Source organism: Adlercreutzia sp., assembly GCF_056795635.1.
The window spans coordinates 280,999-301,705 of sequence record NZ_JBQIIT010000001.1 but is presented as its reverse complement, the minus strand read 5'-3'; the positions used below and the strand labels follow the sequence as shown (position 1 = coordinate 301,705).

The 20,707-nt window shown below is 61.8% G+C and carries 12 protein-coding genes and 1 pseudogene; all 13 read right to left on the bottom strand.

Translation table 11 applies throughout. The annotated features are described in order from the left end of the window. Positions 1-16: 16 nt before the first annotated feature. The 13 genes and pseudogenes from ACTOXK_RS00920 to ACTOXK_RS00860 all read right to left on the bottom strand — a co-directional run bounded on the left by ACTOXK_RS00920 (position 17) and on the right by ACTOXK_RS00860 (position 19,712). Positions 17-2,641 (bottom strand): DMSO/selenate family reductase complex A subunit, encoded by a 2,625-nt coding sequence (locus ACTOXK_RS00920; protein WP_482278435.1) that lies wholly within the window; start codon positions 2,639-2,641, stop codon positions 17-19. Between the two features lie 1,058 nt (positions 2,642-3,699). After that, positions 3,700-5,502 (bottom strand): BspA family leucine-rich repeat surface protein, encoded by a 1,803-nt coding sequence (locus tag ACTOXK_RS00915; protein ID WP_482278436.1) that lies wholly within the window; start codon positions 5,500-5,502, stop codon positions 3,700-3,702. Between the two features lie 662 nt (positions 5,503-6,164). After that, complete coding sequence (locus tag ACTOXK_RS00910) at positions 6,165-8,177, bottom strand: BspA family leucine-rich repeat surface protein (RefSeq protein WP_482278437.1); 2,013 nt, start codon at positions 8,175-8,177, stop codon at positions 6,165-6,167. Between the two features lie 275 nt (positions 8,178-8,452). Beyond that, positions 8,453-10,531: a BspA family leucine-rich repeat surface protein gene (locus tag ACTOXK_RS00905; protein ID WP_482278438.1), complete on the bottom strand. Its 2,079-nt coding sequence runs from the start codon at positions 10,529-10,531 to the stop codon at positions 8,453-8,455. Between the two features lie 269 nt (positions 10,532-10,800). After that, complete coding sequence (locus tag ACTOXK_RS00900; protein ID WP_482279825.1) at positions 10,801-12,780, bottom strand: BspA family leucine-rich repeat surface protein; 1,980 nt, start codon at positions 12,778-12,780, stop codon at positions 10,801-10,803. A gap of 302 nt (positions 12,781-13,082) precedes the next feature. After that, complete coding sequence (locus ACTOXK_RS00895; protein WP_242370468.1) at positions 13,083-13,358, bottom strand: DUF4160 domain-containing protein; 276 nt, start codon at positions 13,356-13,358, stop codon at positions 13,083-13,085. Next, entirely contained in the window at positions 13,351-13,611 is a 261-nt protein-coding gene (locus ACTOXK_RS00890; protein WP_482278440.1) for a hypothetical protein, read from the bottom strand. Before ACTOXK_RS00890 ends, ACTOXK_RS00895 begins: the two co-directional genes overlap by 8 nt. 251 nt (positions 13,612-13,862) lie before the next feature. Further along, positions 13,863-14,660, bottom strand: coding sequence for a hypothetical protein (locus ACTOXK_RS00885; RefSeq protein WP_482278453.1), 798 nt, complete (start codon positions 14,658-14,660; stop codon positions 13,863-13,865). Between the two features lie 12 nt (positions 14,661-14,672). Continuing rightward, positions 14,673-15,665 (bottom strand): annotated as a pseudogene (locus ACTOXK_RS00880) (BspA family leucine-rich repeat surface protein); the annotation flags it as partial. 320 nt (positions 15,666-15,985) lie between these two features. Then, positions 15,986-16,441 carry a hypothetical protein gene (locus tag ACTOXK_RS00875; protein WP_482278441.1) on the bottom strand — a complete coding sequence of 152 codons (456 nt, stop codon included), beginning with the start codon at positions 16,439-16,441 and terminating at the stop codon, positions 15,986-15,988. Continuing rightward, on the bottom strand, positions 16,428-16,901 hold the full coding sequence (locus ACTOXK_RS00870; protein ID WP_482278442.1) for a DUF3990 domain-containing protein: 474 nt from the start codon (positions 16,899-16,901) through the stop codon (positions 16,428-16,430). The genes ACTOXK_RS00875 and ACTOXK_RS00870 overlap by 14 nt, the downstream gene beginning before the upstream one ends. A 143-nt stretch (positions 16,902-17,044) precedes the next feature. Further along, positions 17,045-19,246: a BspA family leucine-rich repeat surface protein gene (locus tag ACTOXK_RS00865; protein ID WP_482278443.1), complete on the bottom strand. Its 2,202-nt coding sequence runs from the start codon at positions 19,244-19,246 to the stop codon at positions 17,045-17,047. 13 nt (positions 19,247-19,259) lie between these two features. Further along, positions 19,260-19,712: a helix-turn-helix domain-containing protein gene (locus ACTOXK_RS00860; RefSeq protein ID WP_482278444.1), complete on the bottom strand. Its 453-nt coding sequence runs from the start codon at positions 19,710-19,712 to the stop codon at positions 19,260-19,262. Positions 19,713-20,707: the final 995 nt, after the last annotated feature.

Here is a 20,707-nt window from a genome sequence, read left to right as displayed (position 1 = left end):
GGTAATCTCCCCCTTCTTAGGCCTTCTCGATCTTGCACAGGTTGGAATGCACGCCGTTGCCCTTGGAGATGGGCGTGGGACGGGCGGACGTGAGCACCGAGATGCAGCCGCCGCGGTCGAGCACGCTGCGGTCGCCGATGGTGGCGCCGTCGCGGGTCTCCGGGTCGTACCAGGCGCCCTGGGGCACGCTGACCACGCCGGGCATGATGCGGTTGGTGACCTTGGCGGTCATCTGGGAGCGGCCGCGCTCCGTGGACACGATGACGGTATCGTCCTGGGCGATGCCGAGGGCCGCCGCGTCGCCGTCGTTGATCCAGCACTGCTGGGGCGCCACCGAGCTCATCCAGGGCACGTTGCCGTAGGAGGAGTGGGTGCGCGTCTTGGTGTGGTGTCCGATGAGCTGGAAGGGGTACTCCTGCCGCAGCGGATCGCCGAAGCTCTCGAAGCTCTCGTACCAGATGGGCAGGGCCGTGATCTGGTCGCGGCCGTCATCGGGGATGACGCCGCCGCCGGTGAGGTCCCACTGCTTCGACAGGTTGTAGGCCTGCTTCGAGAACACCTCGTACTTGCCAGAGGGGGTGGCCAGCTGCTCGGGCAGGGGCGCCACGGCCGGCTCGTGGTCGTCGGTCTGCTTGAACAGGCCGCCGGCGCGGAACTCCTCGAAGGTGGCGGGCAGGTCGTCGCCAGCTGCCTTGCCCTGCTCGTAGCACCACTCGATCCAGTCGATCTGGGTCTTGCCCTCGGTGAACTCGTCCTTGAGCCCCAGCTTGTCGGCGATGAGCGTGCAGATCTCGTAGACGGGCTTCGCCTCGAACAGCGGCTCGATGGCCTTGCTCTCGCAGCAGATGAAGCCGGTCCAAGCGGAGCCGCCGGTGGTGAGGTCGTCCTCCTCGAAGGGGGTGGTGCCGGGCAGGATGATGTCGGAGGCCATGGCCGTCGGCGTCATCCACGGGTCCACGGTCACGATCATGCGCACGCCGGAGTCCTTCTCGTCGGGCAGGTTGTATATGCGCAGGGAGTCGTTGATGTCGGCGTGCTGGCCCATCATGACGTTGGATCCGTAGTTCCAGATGAACTTGATGGGGGCCTTCAAGGCGATGGTACCGGGCTCCTCGGCGTAGGAGGTCGCGCCGGTCTCGTCGATGGAGCGGATGCCCCAGGTGGCGTCGTTCATGACCGTGTAGTCCTCGATGGCCTGGTACCAGTCGAAGAAGGACACGCACACGTCCACGGTGTTCTTCTCGGGGAAGCACGGGATGGCCGTCGGGGTGGCGAAGGGCACGCCGCCCACACCCTCGCGGGCGCCGGTGCCGCCGCCGGAGATGCCCACGTTGCCGGTGATGGCGGCGATCATGGCGATGGCGCGGGAGCTGTTGCCGCCGTTGGAGTGGCGCTGCGGTCCCCAGCCCTGGATGGTGGCCGTGGGGCCGTCCACGTACAGGTCGGCCAGCTCGCGGATGACGGCGGCGGGGACGCCGGTGATGGCAGCGGCCCACTCCGGGGTCTTCTCGCCGGTGCCCTTGTAGGCGCCGGTGCCGGCCAGGTAGGCCTCATAGGACATGTCGCCGTCCACGGCGAGCGCACCGGACTTGTCCAGGCCCATGAACGCCGTGTTCGCAGGCTCGGCGGCCGCCGCGTCCTCGGCGAAGCTGTCGGAGAAGAAGCCGACGAACTTGCTGCGCAGGAAGTCCTCGTCCAGCTTGCCCTCGGCGAAGAGGTACTGGACCATGCCGGCGACGAGGGCCGCATCGGTGCCGGGACGGATGGGGATCCAGCGGTTGGCCACGCCCACGGCGGTGTCGGACAGGTGCGGGTCCACCACCACGATGGTGGCCTCGGGGTTCTGGAGGCGCACCCGGGTGAGCAGGTACTGCATGGCTGAGCCGGACATGCGCGTGTTGGCCGGGTTGTTGCCGAACAGCACGATGTTCTTGGAGTTCACCAGGTCGGTCACCTCGTTGTTGGACCAGGCGTCGCCGTTGAACAGCGGCATCTCCCAGGTGATCTGGCCGGTGGAGTAGTCGGCGTACTGGCGCAGGTAGCCGCCCCACAGGTTCATGAGACGGGCGAACATGGTGGAGTCGGGATGCCACGACTTCGACACGGTGCCGCCGAGCACGCCGGTGCCGTACTGGATGTAGAAGGCGTCGTTGCCGTACTCGGCCTTGATCTCCTGCATGGTGGTGGCGATAAGCTCGATGGCCTCTTCCCAGGTGATCTCCTCGTACTTGCCCTCGCCGCGCTTGGTGCCCTCAACGCGCTTGAGCGGCTTCTGGATGCGATCGGGGCTGTAGATGCGCTGGCGGTTGGTGCGACCGCGCACACAGGAGCGCATCTGGGAGATCTTGCCGGGGCCGAACTCGTCATCGCCGTCGGAATCGATGTCGATGCGCACGACCTGGCCGTCCTTCACGTAGGTCTTGAGCGGGCAGCGGCTGCCGCAGTTCACATGGCAGGCCGACCAAGTGACCGTATCGTAGTCGAGCGGCTCGCCGCCCGTGGCGGGCAGGCCCTCGCCCTCGGTCTCCTGCGGCGCGGTCGGCGCGCACCCGGTCAGCGCCACGCCGACTCCGGTAACGCCCGCCAGGCCGAGAAACGAACGGCGGCTGAGGGCCCCGAACGTCTGCGCAGTCTTCTCCATAGACTCCCCTTTCCTCGTCGTATCGAGGATCCCGGGCAGGATCCTCCCTCGCTTGGGCAGTCTACGCGCATCACCGTGGAACCTCCATGGGCATTTGGTTCATTTTTCCTTAGGGAATTCTTATCGAAATATTGCGCCCCAGGTGAGAGCGGCCCCCTCCCCGTCGGTCGGCGGCCAAGACGGGATGCCGCAAAGGCCACGGTGAACTCGACCGGGAAGGGAACGCGAGGACGCGAGGCGGCTTTGGGACGCCCGCGCCTCAAACGAACGGGCCTCGGAAGCGCTTCCGAGGCCCGCGAGGGAGGGTATGTTCAGTCGGGAGGGCGGTACGGCAGCCCTAAGCACCAAACCCCCTGTTTCCGACAGACACCGCGGATTTCTCGTCAAAAAGAGGGAGTTTGGTGTCATTTCTCCTGGCGAAAGCGAGGCTTTGGTGCTTTCGTCCGACAAAACCCCAGGTCGGCAGCGAATGGCCCGGCAAATTACAGCACCAAACCCGCCATTTCTGACAGAAAAAGGAAGCGACTGGCAGAAACGGCGAGCGGCGCTCCCGCCGGGAGCCCTCCCGCAAAGCCGTACCGGGACGCCCGAGCCCCCTCCGCAGTACCCAACCCCCTCTTTTTGCCAGACGTCTCGGGTTTCCCGTCAAAAAGAGGGGGTTGGGTACCGTTTTTCCCGGCAGAAAACGGGGGTTTGGTACTTCGACTCGACAAAACCCCAGGTCAGAAATGAACGATCGAGCTTGTTGCGATACCAAACCCCCTATTTCTGCCGGAAAAAGGAAAGCGGCCGGCAAAAACGAGGGGTTTGGACCCATCGAGATGGAAGGCAGGGGGCGCTTACCCGATCTTCCGCGCACGGCGAAAGGTGACCCCGCCGAAATCGGCTACCCGCGGGCGCACGACGCAGAAAGGACCGGGGTGCATTTGGCGCTCCGGTCCTCGAATCGAGCGAATCCCGCATCTCAGGAAAGCCGACGACGTCTGGTGCCCGCAGTGCGGGCGCAACCGCAAAGCCGCCAGCCGCTACCCGCGGGCGCGGCGAGCTGCCAGCAGGCTCTACCCGCGCGCCCTGCGCCGGACTGCGACGGCGGCGGCCAGGGCGCAGGCGGCGAGGGCGGCGGTGGCTAGGGGCACGGCCACGGGCATCTCGTCGCCGGTCTGGGCGAGGCGGGCGCCGGACTTGACGGTGGACTTCACCGGGGTCTTCGCCGCCGGGTCGGCCACGGTGTAGGCGGCCTCGATCACGCGCTCGGCGCCGTCGGGCATGGCGTAGACGGCCGTCACCTCGTAGGTGCCGGCGCGGCGGGGGTCGATGGCCTCGACCTCCTCGCCGCCGAGCATGATGGTGACCGCCACGTCCTCCGCGCCGGTCGGGAAGCCCTCGCGGGAGCCGAAGCGCTTGGCCAGGTCGCGGACGATATCGTCCTTGTCCATGGCCACGCCCATCGCGTTCAACGGCAGGGTCACGGCCTCGGAGAAGGCCACGGTGCGCTTCGGCGCGGGGTCGGCGGTGGCGCCGCCGTCGGAACCGCCATTTCCATTATCGGAACCAGAACCATCCCCACTGCCGGAACTCCCGTTGGAGCCGCCGTTTCCGTTACCGGAACCGGAGTTGCCCCCATCGCCGCTACCCGAACCAGAGTTGTTACCATCCGAACCGTTGCCCGACCCGTCACCGTCGCTGCTGCCCTCGACAACGGCGGTGTAAGTCCCCGCCGTGCGCGCCGGAATGGCATCGGCCGCAAAGACCTCCCCCTTCTCGTTGCGCCACTTCAGCGGTCTGCCGTCGCGCCAGTCGGGCAGATCCGCCTGGACAAAGTCGCCCGTAGCCGGGAGAACGATCTCATCCAGTGAGAAGCAGCCGTTGAGCATGTAGTCCATGTTCGTCCCCCTGGAAATGTCAAAACTCGAGAGATCAAGGAACTCCAGCGACGAGCACAGGAAGAACATGGAGCCCACGTCCGTCACGCGACCAGTTACGAAGGAGGCTGGGAACCGAATGCTTTTGAGCGAGGAACATTCTCCGAGCATTTTACTCATATTGGTGACCCGAGAAGTATCGAATCCGGAGAGGTCAATGGACTCAAGGGCGGAACAGCCGTAAAACATGAAATCCATGCTTGTCACTGCCCCCGTATTGAAGCCCCTTGGGAACGAGAGCGACCTCAACGACGAGCAATCCTCGAACATGGAGCCCATGTGTGTCACCTTGGATGTGTCGAACTTCGAGAGGTCAAGGGACGTCAGCGAAGAGCACCCGGAGAACATGGAGCCCATATGGGTTACCTTTGAAGTATCAAACTTGGAAAGATCGAGGAACTCCAGCGAGGAGCATTGGTAGAACATGCCGGCAGCATTCTCCAAATTTGCGGTGTCAAACCTTGAGAGCTCCAGAGACTCCAAGGACAAACAGCCTGAGAACATCTCAACGGCATCCTTCACTTTAGACGTATCCAACTTCGATATGTCAACCTGCTCAAGATTCGCCAAGCCCTGGAACCACCTCGATACATCCTCGGGCTGAAGCACATCGGCCACGACCGCACTCCTCACATGGAACTTCTTGTCGTATATCGGATTATCCGAGCCGTACCTACGATAATCCTGCAGCGAATGGATCTCAGACAGGGTGCCGTACTCAGTTCGGGGCGCCTCGCCCTTCTGGAAGACAAGCGTGTAGCCGCCTTCTTCGCGAGAATACAGGGCGACGAAAACATTGTCGTCCACAACAGGAAAAGCCTCATCCGCCCAGGCATCGATAGCGGACACGAGGACAAGAGCGAGCGAGCACACAAGAGCAATCGATCCGAAGATAAAACCCGTTCGCCTGACAATAGCCCCCTTATCGACAGTCGCCATAATCATTCCTTTTCCTCATTCTGCGCATTCCCTGCAGCCTGTCGGCTAATTACGCGCAAAGCGCACCCAGCGATATGACCCCTGCAAGGCCGACAGACAGTCCGATTAAAACCTTACTCCGAGGGTAGCAAATAAGTGCCCCCCCCCCCCGCAAGGGGTCAATTCGGGATCGGGGCAGATTCACGCCAGAAAAAGCTAGGCCGCAGACGGGAGCCCCGGCACTTCCACCGGCGAGCGTCGGGCGCAGGAAGGCCCAGGGCTTCCACTGGCGAGCATGACACACGAAAAGGACCGGGGCGCATTTGGCGCTCCGGTCCTCGAATCGAGCGAATCCCGCATCTCAGGAAAGCCGACGACGTCTGGTGCCCGCAGTGCGGGCGCAACCGCAAAGCCGCCAGGCGCTACCCGCGGGCGCGGCAGGGGGACGCCAGCCACCGCGAGCACGGGCACAGGCTCATCCGCTACCCGCGGGCGCGGCGGTAGCCTGTCAGCGAGCCGCTATCCCCGGGCGTGGCGGCGGCTTGTCAGCCATCGCGGACACGGGCGCAACCGCAGCCGCAGGGTCGCCAGCGAGCCGCTATCCCCGGGCGTGGCGGCGGGCTGCGACGGCGGCGGACCGTCAGCAGGCGCTACCCGCGGGCGCGGCGAGCTGCCAGCAGGCTCTACCCGCGCGCCCTGCGCCGGACTGCGACGGCGGCGGCCAGGGCGCAGGCGGCGAGGGCGGCGGTGGCTAGGGGCACGGCCACGGGCATCTCGTCGCCGGTCTGGGCGAGGCGGGTGGCGGACTTGACGGTGGGCTTCACCGGGGCCTTCGCGGCCGGGTCGGCCACGGTGTAGGTAGCTTCTATCACGCGCTCGGTGCCGTCGGGCATGGAGTACACGGCCGTCACCTCGTAGGTGCCGGCGCGGGTCGGGTCGATGACCTCGACCTCCTTGCCGCCGTGCACGATGGTGACCGTCACGCTGTCGGCATCGGCTGGGAAGCCCTCGCGGGAGCCGAAGCGCTTGGCCAGGTCGCGGACGATGTCGTCCTTGTCCATGGCCACGCCCGTCGCGTCCAGCGGCAGCGCCACGGCCTCGGAGAAGGCCACGGTGCGCTTCGGCGCGGGGTCAACGCTGCCGGAGCCGTTGCTAGGGCCAGAGCCGTTGCCATTACCGGAACCATCATTATTGGAGCCGCTGCTGCCATTGCCGGAGCCGTTTCCATCGCCATCACCCGAGCCGCCACCTTCGACAACGGCAGTGTAAGTCCCCGCCGTGCGCGCCGGGATGGCATCGGCCGCGAACACCTCCCCCTTCTCGTTGCGCCACTTCAGCGGCTTGCCGTTGCGCCAGTTAGGAAGTGCGGTCTCATGGAAGCCACCGGCTGGGGAAAGAGAGAAGTCGCCCGATGAGGGCAGGGAGACCTTCTCCAGCGATTCAAGGTAAGCGAGCGGCAAAGACGGCATCCCATCTCCCAGCACAAGGCCACTTAAATCGAGGGTCTTCAGGGAAGGACAGGTGCCAAACACGGTAGCTACACCAAAAGTCGGCATCTTGGAGAGATCGAACGACGAGAGGTCGAGAGATTCCAACGACGGACAGTTGGTGAACATATAGCCCATGCTGGTCAAGTTTCCAATAGTGTACTTATCGGAAAATATTATCTTCTTGCATTGGGATCCGTTGAACATCCAGTCTGCATTTTGCACATTCGCCATGTTGAGGCGCGACAAGTCGAGCACATCCGCGCCCACGCCCGCGAACATCCGCGCCATATCCGTCACCTTAGAGGTGTCAAACCTGGAAAGATCGAGGGATTTCAGCGATGCGCAGCCGCTGAACATGGCGCCCATGTCCGTCACTTCGGAAGTGTCGAAACTGGAGAGGTCTACGGTCTTAAGAGATGAGCAACCAGAGAGCAGCCCGGCCATGTTTACTACTCTCGACGTGTCGAACGTCGACAAGTCGAGATCCTCCAAAGAAGAGCAACCGTGGAACACACCGCCCATCTCAACAACTCGAGACGTATCCAAACCTGACAGATCGAGGCGCTCCAAAGAAGAGCAGTCGCCGAACATGAAGCTCATATCATCAACTTGGGACATATCCAGCCCAGCGAGATCGATGCTGTCCAGCTTCTTGAAGTCCCAAAACCATCCGCGCAAAGAATGCGGACGCACAGAGCCCTTGATGACTACACGGGTTGCATTGTCGACACACCCTCCCCTCAGATCCGGAAGGGTTGTTACCGACCCCCCATCAACGATGTGGTGCCAGCCGGAGCACCTGCACCCCGATTCCCCATCTGTTGCCGCCCCATTACCGCCGTCGCAGATGCGAAGAATCTGACCGTCACCGGGCTCTTCGTAGGCGGGGTCGAGCACGTCGCCATTTTGGATGACCAGGGTGTAGGACTTCCCGTCGGGATTGTCGTAGAAGATGGCGTAGATCTCCCTATCGGCATCGGCCCTCGGGGCATCAGCGGCCGCGTTTTCCTCACCTGTGAAGCCCGAGGCCTCTTCGCCGGCGGCAGCGGGGGCTGGGGCCGCAGCCTCCCCTGCTGTCTCACCCTCAGCCGCCAGCGCAATCGGAGCGATCCCCGCCAGAACTGCGAGCGCAATGGTTGCCATCACCGTCACCACTCCGAGGATTCCCAGGGCGCGGGCCCCGAGCCCGCGCATCGTCTCTCCCATGTTCGCTTCCCTTCTCTCGGCAGGCGCCGGTCGACAGGCCCGGCGCATCTTCTCCACCTGAGGGTAGCAAATAAGTGCCCCCCCCCCCGCAAGGGGTAATTCGAGAGTCGGGGCCCATGCCGAGGGAAAGACCTATTGCAGGCACGACTGATAGGCACCGATGCGCAGAGCAGCCGACTGCGAACACAGAAAGGCCCGGAGCGCCTAGGCGCTTCGGGCCTCGATGGTGGAACAAGCTGTATTTGGGAACGCGGATGCAGGACCGCCGACGAGCCCTACCCCCGAGCGCGGCGGCGGCCTGCCACAGCGGCGGCCAGGGCGCAGGCGGCGAGGGCGGCGGTGGCCAGGGGCACGGGCGCCGGAATCTCGTCGCCGGTCTGGGCGAGCCGGGTGCCGGACTTGGCGGCGGACTTCACCGGGGCCTTCGCCGCCGGGTCGGCCACGGTGTAGGCGACCTCGATCACGCGCTCGGTGCCGTCGGGCATGGAGTACACGGCCGTCACCTCGTAGGTGCCGGCGCGGCGGGGATCGATGACATCGACCGCCTCGCCGCCGCGCATGATGGTGACCGCCACGCTGCTGGCGTCGGTCGGGAAGTCCTCGCGGGAGCCGAAGCGCTTGGCCAGGTCGCGGATGATGTCCCACTTGTCCATAGCCACGCCCGTCGCGTCCAGCGGCAACGTCACGGCCTCGGAGAAGACCACGGTGCGCTTCGGGGCGGGATCGGCGGTGGTGCCGCCGTTGGAACCGCCATTTCCATTACCGGAGCCGTTCCCATTTCCGTTACCGGAACCGTTTCCATTGCCGGAGCCGTTGTCGGAGCCGCCGTTGCCATCACCCGCACCGTTTCCGGAACCATCGCCGTTGCCGTCCCGCTCAAGCACGGCCGTATACGTCCCCGCCGTATGGGCCGGGATGGCATCGGCCGCGAACACCTGTCCCTTCTCGTTGCGCCACTTCACCGTGTAGTTCACGAAGCCCTCGGTGAAGGTGCCGAACATGAACGAACTCGTCAGGCCCGCCTTCGAGAAATCGCCGTTGACGGGCAGCGTCACCGCGATCTCCGTGAAGCGGTCAGGATCGACACCGTTTTGGGGCAACACGAAGCAGAGCATAGATCTCATCTCTTTCACGCGCGAGATATCGAAGGATGAGAGATCGAGGGATTCCAAAGCGGAGCAGTTGAGGAACATGGAAGTCATGTCCGTAACCCAGTTCGTCTTCATACCCGAAGGAAGCGAGAGAGATTTGAGCGACGTGCAGTTAACGAACATGAAGTTCATGCTCTTCGTCATCGAAGTGTCGAACTTTGAGAGATCGAGAGAGGGTAGGGACTGGCAGTCACGGAACATACCCTCCATTGTCGTCACTTGAGACGTGCAGAACTTTCCGAGCAGATTCAACGCTTTCAACGACTGGCAGCCGTCAAACACCTCCTTCATGTCTGTCACTTTGGAAGTGTCAGACTTGGACAGATCCATGCTTTCCAAGGCAGAGCAGCCGGAAAACATACCGCGCATGCTGGTCACATTCGATGTTTCTAAGTGCGAGAGATCGAGGGACTTCAAGGATTTGCAGTTGCGGAACATCTCACCCATGTTGCGCACCTTCGACGTATCGATCTTGGAAAGGTTAAGGGATTCCAGCGACGTACACCCGGAGAACATCTCGCTCATGTCCTCCACCTTCGACATATCCGACCCTGGCAAGTCGACAGATTTCAGGGACACGCAGTCGCGAAACACCCCCTTCACGCTCGTTGTCTCAGCGGCGTCCAAATGGGCGAGATCGACCGATTCAAGGTTCTTGTAGCCGGCGAACCAGCCATCGAGGGAATGGGGCGCCACCCCCTCCTTCACTACCGCTCGAGTGACGAAGTGCCTCGCATCCTCGCTTCCCCCGCCGCTTATCCCGTAATCATAAGAGCAGCCGCAAGTGCCGCTCGTGCCGGAATCCTTGTCGCACAGGAGCACCACGAGGTCGTCGGCCGGCTTCGGATAGGCAGGATCCAGCGCGTCGCCGTTCTGGATGACCAGAGTATAGGACTGACCGTCGCTGTTCTTGTAGAAGATGGCGTAGATTCCCTGGTCAGCAGCATCGGCCCTGGAGGCGTCGGACGCGACACCGTCCGTCTCGGCTGCTGCGACCGGAGTGATATCGGTCGTGGGACCTGAAGTCGCCGCAGCGTCGGCCCCCGAAACCGCTGTGGCCGCCCCTCCCGCCGTCCCAGCCTCAGCAGCCAGCGCCGCTGGAGCGGCTCCCGCCAGAACCGCAAGCGCGAGAACTCCCGCCATCGCTATCACGCCGCAGGCTCGCCAGACCCCGGCCCCGAGCCCGCGCATCGTATCTCCCATGTTCGCCTTCCCTTCTCTCGGCACGCACCGGGCAGCGAAAACCCGGCGAATCTTCTCCATCCGAGAGTAGCAAATAAGTGCCCCCCCCCCCGCAAGGGGTCAATTCGGAATGGGCGCCGAGTTTCAGGGCAGAAGTAGCTAGGTCGCAGATGGGAAACCCAGCGCCTTCACTGGCGAGTGCGAGACACAGAAAGGGCCGGGGCGCATTTGACGCTCCGGCCCTCGAATGAGACGAATCTCCGTGTCGCGAAAAGATCTAGCGCGCAGCACTACCCACGCGCCCTGCGCCGGGCCGCGACAGCAGCGGCCAGGGCGCAGGCGGCGAGGACGGCGGTGGCCAGGGGCGCGGCCGCCGGCACCTCGTCGCCGGTCTGGGCGAGGCGGGTGCCGGGCTTGGCGGCCGACTTCGCCGGGGTCTTAGCCGCCGGGTCGGCCACGGTGTAGGCGACCTCGATGACCCGCTCGGTGCCGTCGGGCATGGAGTACACGGCCGTCACCTCGTAGGCGCCGGCGCGGGTCGGGTCGATGGCCTCGACCTCCTTGCCGCCGAGCATGATGGTGACCGCCACGTCCTCGGCGCCGGCCGGGAATCCCTCGCGGGTGCCGAAGCGCTTGGACAGGTCGCGGATGACGTCCCACTTGTCCATGGCCACGCCGGTCGCGTCCAACGGCAACGTCACGGCCTCGGAGAAGGCCACGGTGCGCTTCGGAGCGGGGTCAGCGGTGGTGCCGCCGTTGGAACCGCCATTTCCATTACCGGAACCGGTGCCGTCCCCATTGCCGGAGCCATTGTTGGAACCGCTATTGCTACCGGAACCATTTCCATTGTCAGAGCCTGAGTTGCCCCCATTGCCGTCATTGCCGCTACCATCACCCGAGCCGTTGTTGTCCGAACCGTTACCCTCGACAACGGCAGTGTAAGTTCCCGCCGTGCGCGCCGGGATGGCATCGGCCGCAAAGACCTCCCCTTTCTCGTTGCGCCATTTCACCGACCTGCCGTTACGCCAGTCAGGTAAGGCCGCTTTGGCAAAATCACCCGTAGCGGGCAAAATAATTTTGCCCAGAGAAGAGCAGTTAGACAACATCCAGAAGTTGTCTCCAGCCTTCCCCATATCGAACCTCGAGAGGTCGAGAGACTCCAACGACGAGCAGCCGGAGAACATGGAGTCCATGCACGTCACCTTAGAGGTGTCAAACTTCGAGAGGTCAATGGTTGCCAGAGACGAGCAGCCGCAGAACATATCAATCATGTTCGTCACTTTGGAGGTGTCGAACCTAGAGAGGCCGATGGATGCCAGGGACGAACATTCTTTAAACATGCGGCCCATGCTCGTCACCCAACTGGTCGTGAACGTGGCGGGAAATTGAATACTCTTAAGCGAAGAGCAGCCGGAGAACATGGAGTCCATGTTCGTCACTTTGGCGGTGTTGAACTTCGAAAGGTCAATGGTTGCTAGGGACGAGCAGCCGGAGAACATGCTCTGCATACTTATTACCGCATCGGTTTTTAGGGTCGTCGGAAACACAATGATCTCTAAAGACGAGCAGCCGGAGAACATGTCCGTCATACTCGTCGCGCGTGAGGTGTCGAAGCCCGACAGATCCAAAGCTTTGAGAGATGAGCAGCCACTAAACATTGACCGCATGCTCTCCACCATCCCCGTCTCGAAGCTCTTCGGAAAAGAGAGGGAGGTCAGCGAGGAGCAGTCACGAAATATTTCTTCCATGCCCGTCACCTGCGAGGTTTCGAACTTGGATAGATTAAGGGATCCCAGGGACGAGCAGTCCGAGAACATTCCGTGAGCTTCTTCCAAACTCGAAGTATCGAACTTGGACAGGTCGATGGACTTCAGAGAGCGACAGCCGTCGAACATATTGGAGGAGTCCTTCACCTTGGATGTGTCCAGCTTCGAGATATCGACCTGCTCGAGATTCTCCAGACCCTGGAACCATCCAGATGTACTCTCAGGCTGGAGCGCATCGGCCACGACCGCGCTCAGCACATAGGATCTCTTCCCGCCCAGCGGATCACCGGGCCCATCCGAAGCAGGCCTATCCAGAGGATAAACCACCTCCAAGGGACCATACTCGGCTCTAGCGGCCTCGCCCTTCTGGAACACGAGCGTGTAACCACCACTGTCGCGAGAGTACAGCGCAACGAATACATCGTCGTCCGCGACGGGAGCGGCCTCATCCGCCCAAGCGCCAGAGGCAGATGCCCACGCAAGCGAAAACGCGACGGCCACCATCAGCGCCAAAGCCCACAGGGCCGAGAAGCCCTTCGCCCTCAACGTACCCCGTGCTGCTTCTCCCATGTTCGCCTTCCCTTCTCTCGGCAGGCGCCGGACGACAGGCCCGGCGCATCTTCTCCGTTCGAGGGTAGCAAATAAGTGCCCCCCCCCCGCAAGGGGTCAATTCGGGATCGGGGCCGAAATTCGCGGAGCGAGAGAGCGGGCAAGCAGGCAGGCGCACATCCAGGCAGTGCGCCGAATCATCGCAGAGAGGCCAGCCCTCGCCAGGGTTCGGAACAGGCGGCCCTATCGGAAAGCTTCTAGCAATAGAAGGAGATATCCCCCTGGAATACCTCTCGCCACCGCGCGCAAATGTAGCTATGGTTCAGCGAGACGAGCTCCAGGATATTCGACAAATCCCTCTCGGGGATCTTCGAGCGGTTATGGGCGAGAATACAACCACCAGAAGCAGTAAGCCATATCTTCGTGGCATTCTCGGACGGCCGCTTCTCGGCCACGTGAACGTGGACGGGCTCGCCGTTCTCGCCGACCCAGAAGAAGATGATATACGGGCCGAATACCAAAACCTTAGGCATACCGCTTCCCCGCCTCCCGGGCGAGGCGGTAGATAAGCGGAGCGTTGCCGCGCACAATCTCAGAGAGGAAGTCGAGATCAGCGGCGGTAAAACCCTCAACGGACTGCCAGCGGCACTGCGGAAGGAAGCACGTCGCCGAGCAGAAGCCTCCGTCGATGGGGCGCTCGACGGAAACCTGAACCGTTTGGTCGTCGAGAATATTCGAGTGCGCTATCTGAGTGTCGTCAGCGAGCTTGATGTAGTTGTACATCATGGGCGGCCTCCGCATCTTGCCGGGTCAGCATGGCGACTCTATTCTACCACGCCGAGAACCCCGACACTTGCACCCACCCGTGAACACGCCTCAGACGCAGGCGCCCACCACGCACCGGCGAGCGAGGGGCACGGAAAGGGCCGGAGCGCATTTGGCGCTCCGGCCCTCGAATGAGACGAATCTCCGTGTCGCAGGAAAGCCCGCGACGTAGCCTACCCGCAGTGCGGGCGCAACCGCAAAACCGCCAACCGCTACCCGCGAACGCGGCGGCGGACTGCAACGGCGGCGGCCAGGGCGCAGGTGGCGAGGGCGGCGGTGGCCAGGGGCGCGGCCGCTGGGGCCTCGTCGCCGGTCTGGGCGAGGCGGGTGGCGGACTTGGCCGTGGACTTCACCAGGGCCTTCGCGGCCGGGTCGGCCACGGTGTAGGTGGCCTCGATGACCCGCTCGGTGCCGTCGGGCATGGAGTACACGGCCGTCACCTCGTAGGTGCCGGCGCTGGTCGGGTCGATGGCCTCGACCTCCTTGCTGCCGTGCCTGATGGTGACCGACACTCTCTCAGCGTCAGCCGGGAAGCCCTCGCGCGAGCCGAAGCGCTTGGCCAGGTCGCGGACGATGTCGTCCTTGTCCATGGCCACGCCGGTCGCGTCCAGCGGCAATGCCACGACCTCCGAGAAGGCCACCGTGCGCTTCGGGGCCGGGTTGGCGGAACCGGAGCCGTTGCCGCTGCCGTTGTTAGAACCGCCACTTCCATTACCAGAGCCGGAGTTGTCTCCATTGCCGTTGTTACCGCTGCCATCACCATTGTCCGAACCGGATCCGTCCCCGTTAGAATCACCGCTCGAATCACTCCCCACGACAACGGCAGTATAGGTGCCAGCCGTGCGGGCCGGGATGGCGTCGGCCGCGAAGACCTCTCCCTTCTCGTTGCGCCATTTTAGCGATTCGCCCCACTTCATATCATCGCGTCGGTCGGGAAGATCTGCTTTAGCGAAATCGCCCGTAGCCGGCAGCGAGATGCTGCTCAAAGAGTCGCAGCCCACGAACATCATGTCGGTTTCCTTTACCCGCGCCATATCAAATTTCGAAAGGTCGAGAGACTCCAGGGACGAGCAGCCGGGAAACATTCTCCACATGTTTGTCACCCAGCTGGTCGTAAACGTGTCCGGGAATTGAATGCTCTCGAGCGAGGAGCAGCCACTGAACATTTGGCTCATGTTTGTCACCTTCGAGGTGTTGAATTTCGAGAGATCGATCGACTTCAGAGACGAGCAGCCCTCGAACATTCCTGCCATGCTCGTCACCATATCAGTCTTTAGGGTCGTCGGAAACACAATAGCCTCTAAGGACGAGCAGCCGGAGAACATGTCCTGCATGCTTGTTGCCCGGGAGGTGTCGAAGCCCGACATATCCAAGGCTTTGAGGGATGAGCAGCCCCTGAACATTGCCCACATATCCTCCACCATCCCCGTCTTGAAGCTCGCAGAAAAGACAAGGGACTTCAGGGAAGAACAGCCATCGAACATCGAACCAGCATTAACCATCTTAGAGGTATCGAACTTTGAGAGGTCGATGGTCTCCAAGGACGAGCAGTCGGAGAACATTCCGTAAGCCTCCTCCAAGCTCGAGGTATCGAACTTGGACAGGTCGATGGACTTCAGAGAGCGACAGCCGTCGAACATGTAGCCCATGTCCGTCACCTTAGACGTGTCCAACTTCGAGATATCGATCTGCTCAAGATTCTCCAGACCCTGGAACCATTCGGATGTGCTCTCGGGCTGGAGAGCGTCGGCCACGACTGCGCTTAGCACATAGGATCTCTTCCCGTCCAGCGGATCACCGGGCCCACCCGAAATAACCCTGCCCAGGGGATAAACCTCCTCCAAAGGGCCATATTCGGCCCTAGCGGCCTCACCCTTTTGGAACACGAGCGTGTAACCACCACTGTCGCGAGAGTACAGCGCGACGAACACGTCGTCGTCCGCGACGGGAGCGGCCTCGTCCGCCCAAGCGCCAGAGGCAGATGCCAGCGCAAGAGAAAACGCGACGGCCACCATCAGCACCAAAGCCCACAGGGCTGTGAAGCCCTTCGCCCTCAATGTGCCCCGCATCGTATCTCCCATGTTCGCCTTCCCTTCTCTCGGCACGCGCCGGGCAGCGAAAGCCCGGCGAATCTTCTCCATCCGAGAGTAGCAAATAAGTGCCCCCCCCCCCCGCAAGGGGTGAATTCGGAATGGGTGCCGAGTTTCAGGGCGGAAAGTATGAGACTGAGCCATCAAGACAAGGCCGCTAACCCGATAGCTCAACGGCGAAACGCTCTTGAGCCCCACCCCGCGACTATCCCAGCGCAGCGGAGGCATCGCACGGAAAGGCAGGCTTAAGCCAGCTCTCCCGTGGCATAGGCATCGTAGATGGCCTCGGGGGAATCGTAATAGAAGCTGCCGTTGTAGTCGTCGATGAGCGCACTGACGGGCGACCGGTAGGCCCGCAGCAGGGCCTCGGGCAGATCGACGCCCTCGCGATCGGCGATGGCCAAAACAAGGCGCTTGTAGACCTTCCCCACGTCCCAGTGGGAGGGAACGGCATAACGGGCGGCCGCCACGTTGTCGAAAGACCCCTCACCGATGGCCGCCTCCTCGATGAAGCCGTCGCTCACGGCATCGATGTTGTCGCTGTGGTACACGTCGGCCAGCTCGATAATACGGGCCACGCGCCCAGAGCCCAGAGCCTCCGCCACGTCCACCCGGCGGTTCTTCGTCTTCCGCGCAATGTAGTCGATGAGACTGCATGCGAAGAACACATCGTTCGCCCGGCGGCTCTCACGCCCTGCCATGGCCGACCTCCTCGCATCCGACGAACTCCAGCGACCGCAGTGCCGCCTCCGTGCAGAAGGCAATCTGGTGCGTGGGATATTTGAATTTGGCGAGAGACCAGAACTGCTCCCGCGTGAGAGTCCCCTCGATGTAGTCGGAAACGTAGTTGTACACCTGATCGTCGGCCATGGCTCCGATGACCACGTCATGACCATGGGGCTCGCCGTGGCGGCAGGCGACGATGAAATCGAGCCATTCCTCGGTCATCTCGCGAAATTCAAGAATATCGAGGCCTTCAGCGAAGCGCACAGTATAGGTGTTGACACGCGGCACCGGCATACGGAGCGCCCAGCGCTCGGCCTGCTCGCGCATAACCGTGCAGTAGAAACCCGGGCCGAAGTCCTTGGTGTAGCGCCCAATGCGCACCTCCGGGAATTCGACCACGTCCCCGCTGCCGTGATACACCGTCATGAGAGCCATGGAAACCGCGCTCCTTTCTGAGAAGGAGCCCATTATACCGCACCCCCGACACCGAAAAATGGCCGAGGCCCGAAGCGTCATGCCTCGGGCCTCGGATGAGAGACGGCTTGCATTCGTGGAAGCAGCTGCGGAATCGACAGTCGCTATCCCCGAGCGCGACGCCGAACTGCGACAGCAGCGGCCAGGGCGCAGGCGGCGAGGGCGGCGGTGGCCGCCGGCACGGCCGTCGGAACCCCATCGCCGGTCTGAGCGAGGCGGGTGCCGGACTTGGCGGCCGACTTCGCCGGGGTCTTAGCCGCCGGGTCGGCCACGGTGTAGGCGACCTCGATGACCCGCTCGGCGCCGTCGGGCATGGAGTAGACGGCCGTCACCTCGTAGGTTCCGGCACGGGTCGGGTCGATGGCCTCGACCTCCTTGCCGCCGTGCTTGATGGTGACCGCCACGTCCTCAGCGTCGGCTGGGAATCCCTCGCGGGTGCCGAAGCGCTTGGCCAGGTCGCGAATAATGTCGTCCTTGTCCATGGCCACGCCGGTCGCGTCCAGCGGCAGCGCCACGGCCTCGGAGAAGGCCACCGTGCGCTTCGGGGCGGGGTTGGCGGAACCGGAGCCGTTCCCATTGCCGGAGCCATTGTTGCTGCCATTGTTGGAGCCACTATTTCCATTACCAGAGCCGGAGTTGTCCCCATTGCCGCCGCTGCCATCACCATTGCCCGAGCCGGACCCGTCCCCATTAGAATCACCGCTCGAGTCACTCCCCACGACAACGGCAGTGTAGGTGCCAGCCGTGCACGCCGGGATGGCATCGGCCGCGAAGACCTCCCCCTTCTCGTTGCGCCACTTCAGCGATTCGCCCCATTTCATGCCATCACGTCGGTCTGGAAGATTTGCTTTAGCGAAGTTGCCCATAGCAGGCAAGGAAACCTTAAAGAGAGAGTCACATCCTGTAAACATCCAACATATCGCATAGTTCTCTCGATCAGCTGACATAGCTGCATCTACTTTGGCCATGTCGAACTTCGACAAGTCGAGAGTCTCTAGCAACGAGCAGCCAGAGAACATGCCGTACATGCTCTCCACCAAACTGGTTTTGAACGAAGCAGGAAATGCAATCGAGGCCAGAGACGAGCAGCCAGAGAACATATAGTCCATGCTCGTCACCTTGGAGGTGTCGAACTTCGAGAGGTCAATGGATTCCAAGGACGAACAGCCTTGGAACATCTTACCCATATCCGTTACCCAACTGGTCGTAAACGCGACAGGAAACTGAATACTCTTGAGAGAGGAACAGCCATTAAACATGCGCTCCATGTCCGTCACTTTGGAGGTATCGAACTTCGAGAGGTCGAGAGAATCCAAAGATGAGCACTTTTCGAACATCCCCGCCACACGCTTAACTCTAGAAGTATCGAACATGGATAAGTCAATGGATTTCAGCGACGCGCAGCCAGAGAACATGCCGTACATGCTCTCCACCAAGTTGGTTTTGAACGAAGTAGGAAATGCAATCGAGGCCAGAGACGAGCAGCCAGAGAACATATAGTCCATGCTCGTCACCTTGGAGGTGTCGAATCGCGAGATATCGATGCTCTTCAGTGACGAGCAGCCGGAGAAAACCCCCGACATATCCGAAACAGACTTCATGGTGAGGCTATTCGGAAGCTTAATTGATTCAAGGGAGGAGCAATCAGAGAACAGAAAACCGACCGCTGTCGCTTGACCCATATCAAAGGAAGACAGATCCAGAGAAGTGAGCGAAGAGCAGCCTGAGAACATGCCCTCACCGTCGTTGGGGCCGCCAAAATACAAAACCCGCGAGGTATCGAGGCTCGAGAGATCGAGTTCCTTCAGCGATGCACACCCCGAGAACATGCGCTCCATATCTTCCACTTCCGAAGAGTCCAATCCCGAGAGATCGATGGTTTCAAGTCCCCCGAAACCACCGAACCATCCACCCAGTGAATGGGGCTTCACCCCCGGCTTGATCATCACCTTCGTGGTGTATCCGACGTATTCATACGGCAGAAGAGGATCGCGCGAGTATCCCATCTGGATGCAACCGCACGAACCAGCGGGAGAAGGCGTCTCGTCGCATATGAGAACCACTCCGTTGTTCGCTGGCTTTCCATAGGAGGTATCCACTGTGTCGCCGTTCTGGATGACCAGCGTATAGGACTTCTTATCGGGGTTTTCATAAAAGATGGCGTAGATATCCTGGTCGGCATCGGCAGCTAGCGCTGGCAATGGGGAGCCCATGACGATTCCAAGCACAGCGGCCATCATCAGCGCTGAAGCGCAGAAGGCCGCGATGACCCTCGTCCCCAACCCGTGTCTTGTCGTCTCTTTCATGATCGCCTTCCTCTCAAAGGTTTACGTTCAATAAAGTAAATTGAGGTTGCAGATTAAGCGCTTTCAGCACATACCCCCGTCGACCCGAGCCTCGCTCCCCGAAGAGCAGATCCCACCCAGTTGGAGCGATAACTACGTTGTCGATAGAGAGCGGGGCATTCGGATTGCGGCGAGCAACCATCCCGCCATCGAAGAGACAAGCTAGCATTGCGTCAGACACCGACTGTTGCCACGGAAAGACATCGAATGGGTTGTCCTTGTGCCGGCAGTAGTCCCGAAGGAACGCTCTCAGCCCGTCGATCCTGTAGGGAGGACAGGCATTCGAGGGAATGCGCCAGCCGTTATCTTTGAAAGCACCGATCTGATCACCGTACCTCCTGCAGTACGCCTGAACAGTACGCTCGGAAACACCCCAGCGCTTGGCCGCTTCTCTTGTTGTCATGAAGTCTTCTCCCACTGACTTCACATCTCCTGTCTTTCCTTCGTGCCGCGAGCTCAACGGGCGCTCCTCGGTTCTTAGATGCAAGGGACCCGCATAAGCACCCCGTCATTTGCCGGCGGCGCTGCGCTCCCGATACGGGCGATCATGGGCACCGAACCTCTCTCCGATCGAGAATAGCAAATAAGTGCCCCCCCCCCGCAAGGGGTAATTCGAGAGTCGGGGCTTAGGTTTCGAGGCACAGTGAATTAGACCCATCGAGGTGCAGGCGAACGAAGGCACACCGAGCCCTCAGTGCCGGGAGGGCGCATCGAGCTACCGATATAGCGGTGCGCCAAGCGAGCCAATCGCCGAAACACCTGCAAAAAACCGCGGCGCGAGATTCCGCAAGCCGCCAACGTCCTTCTCGGTACCCAAACTCCCCGTTTCCGACAGGCACCGCGGTCTTTCTGGCGGAAACGAGGCGTTTGGTGTCATTTTTCAAGCCGAAAGCGGGGATTTGACGTTCTCGTCCAACAAAAGCCAGTTCGCAGACGGGCGATCCGACACATCGTGATACCAAACCTTCTGTTTTTGCCAGGTTCCGCAGGTTTTCCGTCAAAAACGAGGGGTTTGGTATCGTTTTCTCTGGCAGAATAAAGGGATTGGATACTTTCAGTCGACAAAACCCCAGGTCGTAAATGGAAGATTCAGCGCACCCTGTTACCAAACCCTCTGTTTTTGCCGGAAAACGAAACGAGGGCGGCGAAAATGCGGGATTTGGTATCGGAGAAGGGCGCGAAAGACGTGCCTATGGGCACACGTTGCAGCGGCCTTGCCGTGGAGTTCTCGCGGAAGAGGGGCGAGAGGAGCGCCAAGAACATACCGAAAGGCTCAGCCGGGCAGACCCCTGCCTTGGGCGGCCGGGCCCTACTCGACGGGCTCAGCCGCCACTCCCCGCCTTGGACGGCCGAGCCCAACTCAACCGGACACAGCTGCCAGTCGCCGCCCCGCCTCGGGCCCGGCCAGCCGACTGCACCCGA